At 57.8% G+C, this 2,662-nt stretch carries 2 protein-coding genes and 1 pseudogene; all 3 read right to left on the minus strand.

Annotated features, from left to right (window positions below; translation table 11 throughout):
* A pseudogene (locus L0H65_RS17965) lies at nt 1-424 on the minus strand (NAD(P)-dependent oxidoreductase); the annotation flags it as partial.
* 161 nt (nt 425-585) lie between these two features.
* Complete coding sequence (locus tag L0H65_RS17970) at nt 586-1,389, minus strand: undecaprenyl-diphosphate phosphatase (RefSeq protein WP_301460582.1); 804 nt, start codon at nt 1,387-1,389, stop codon at nt 586-588.
* Nucleotides 1,390-1,407: 18 nt separating this feature from the next.
* Nucleotides 1,408-2,394, minus strand: a complete 987-nt coding sequence (locus L0H65_RS17975; RefSeq protein ID WP_301460583.1) for a complex I NDUFA9 subunit family protein — start codon at nt 2,392-2,394, stop codon at nt 1,408-1,410.
* Nucleotides 2,395-2,662: the final 268 nt, after the last annotated feature.

Consider the following 2,662-nt stretch of genomic DNA (forward strand, 5'->3'; position numbering starts at 1 on the left):
TGATCGGCAAGACCCAGCCGTTTTCCCAAGCGAGATCGGTCAGATATTTCTCCACCGCGCCAATGGTCACGGTGCCATGCCCGGCCTGTTCGATCACGCAATTGCCTTCGCAAAGCCGGTCCTGCGGGCAGATACGACCGCACACCTCGGGAAAAGTGTTGGTGGCTTGCGACAGTTCATACGCTTCTTGCAAGCGGCCTTCGGCGGTCAGGCGCAGCCAATCGGGGATGTTGTTGTGCAACGGACAATGCGATTGGCAAAACGGCACGCCGCACTGGCTGCACCGGCTTGCCTGTTCGGCGGCCTTGTCCGCAGCGAACTGCCGGTAAATCTCATGGAAATCCTGGGAGCGTAGATCGGATGTGCGCTTTTCAGGCATTTCCCGATCAACCGTCACGAAGCGGAGCATCCGTTCTTTGGCCATCTAGTTATTCCCTTTGACGGATCAGCTAAGACGGCCTTAGTACACGGTCACATAGGGAATAAAAGTCAGTAATGCTTACCTAAATGGCACTATTTTGCGTAGAAGGTCAGTTATGTTGCCGTTTTTTCCTATTTTTAGGTAACCATTGCTTACCTAATACCTCAATATCCCCGCGAAAGTGCCAGTAACGCCACGGAACCTACAATGATTCGCCACCAGCCGAACAGCGCGTAGCCATGACGGCTGACATAGCCCAGCAGCCAACGCACCACCAGAACCGCCGCGATGAAAGCTGCGACAAAGCCGATCATGATTTCATTGACAGCCCCCGCGTCCAGCACGTCACGGTTCTTGTAAAGATCATAGGCAAATGCCCCGGCCATTGTCGGCATCGACAGAAAGAACGAAAACTCCGCCGCAGCGCGTTTGCTTGCCCCCAGCATCAACGCCCCAACAATGGTCGCACCCGAACGCGACACACCCGGAATCATCGCAAGGCATTGAATGAAGCCGATTTTCAGCGACATCCCCAACGGAAATTTCATCGCATCCTCATAGCGGGGCGGTGGCGCAATCCGATCGACAAAGACCAGAACAATGCCACCGAGGATCAGCATCACTGCAATCAGGCGCGGACTTTCAAACAGCACCGCCTTGATGAAATCATGCGCCAGAACCCCGATGAACACCGCTGGCAGAAAGGCAATCAATACCGAAAGAATGGTCCGCCGCGCCGCCGGGTCATGCGGAGCCGCCGAAAACAACGCCCAGAGTTTTGCGGCATAAACCGACAGTACCGCCAAGACAGCACCAAGCTGGATCACGACCTCAAAGGTTTTCCCCGCACTTTCAAAACCGATGAAATGCCCCGCGAGCAAAATATGCCCGGTGGAGGAAACCGGAATAAACTCTGTCAAACCTTCAAGAACGCCCAGAAACAGCGAGGCAATCGTCGTGTCGACCATGATATGTGCTTCCCGGAGTCAGGCTTTGTGCAGGTTTTTGGCGCTGTTCTTGATGGCTGCATATTGCCCGGACGGGCGATAACGCCACAGGTATTCCGGCAGAACCGCCTCCATCGCAGTAGGCGTAATGCCAAGATCGGCGAACCCTTTGGCTCCGTCCGATACCACGGAATCCACCCGCAGCGAGGCCACCTGATCGCGGGTCAGGATGCGATTGCGGACAAGTCCACCCGTCACGAAAGACCCGAAATCCAGTAGGGCCGCGATGATCCGCGCCACAAAGAACGGCAGGTTGACAACCAATCGCCGCCGCTGAATTTCCGCCAGCATCGCTTGGGTCAGATCGCGCAGGCTGCTGGTTTCCGGCCCGCCCAACTCATAAATGCCGGGGGCCGCCTGACCCATTGCCGCCTTCGCCGCCGCCTCTGCCACGTCATCGACATAGACCGGCTGAAACCGGGTGTTGCCGCCAGCAATCGCAAGGATCGGGCCAAATCGGGTCAGCGAGGCAAAGCGGTTGAAAAAGCCATCATCAGGCCCGAAAATCACCGAGGGCCGCAGGATCACCGCATTTGGGAACGCCTCCCGAACCGCCACTTCGCCTTGCGCCTTGCTGCGGGCATATTGGCTTGCCGCTTCGATCTCCGCACCGATGGCAGAGATTTGCACAAGATTGTGCACCCCTTCCGCCGCCGCCAATCGCGCGACCCGCCCTGCACCTTCGGCCTGCACCGCGTCAAAACTATTCTTGCCCCGACTGTCAAAGGTGCCGACGCAATTGACCACCGCATCCGCGCCAAGCAGCGCCGCGCGGACAGAGGCATCATTGCGAATGTTGCACAGAACCGGCTCCAACTGGCCAACCGTACCATAGGTTTTCACGAACAGCGCCTCATTCGGCCGCCGCACCGCGATCCGCACCCGCCAACCTGCATGGGCCATCCGCTGCGCGATATGACGCCCGACAAAACCCGAACCGCCATAGATCGTGACCAGTTTGCTCATCCGTCTTGCCTCCATCTGGAACGCAGTGCCTTCGTTTGTCTGCATACCCCCCCCAGCGCCTTCGGACAAGCAACAAAACCCATTGGATTCCGCGCAACCGGCTGCCTTGAATCGGAAAATGCGGATTTAGGTGTTTTCCCGATCAACCCCCGTTGACAGTGCATGACGCCCGCTTTACATCGCCCCTCACGACACCTGCCCAGGTGGCGGAACTGGTAGACGCGCACGGTTCAGGTCCGTGTGCCGCAAGGCGTGGAGGTTCGAGTCC

The organism is Pseudorhodobacter sp., from assembly GCF_030452865.1.
Taxonomy (GTDB): domain Bacteria; phylum Pseudomonadota; class Alphaproteobacteria; order Rhodobacterales; family Rhodobacteraceae; genus Pseudorhodobacter.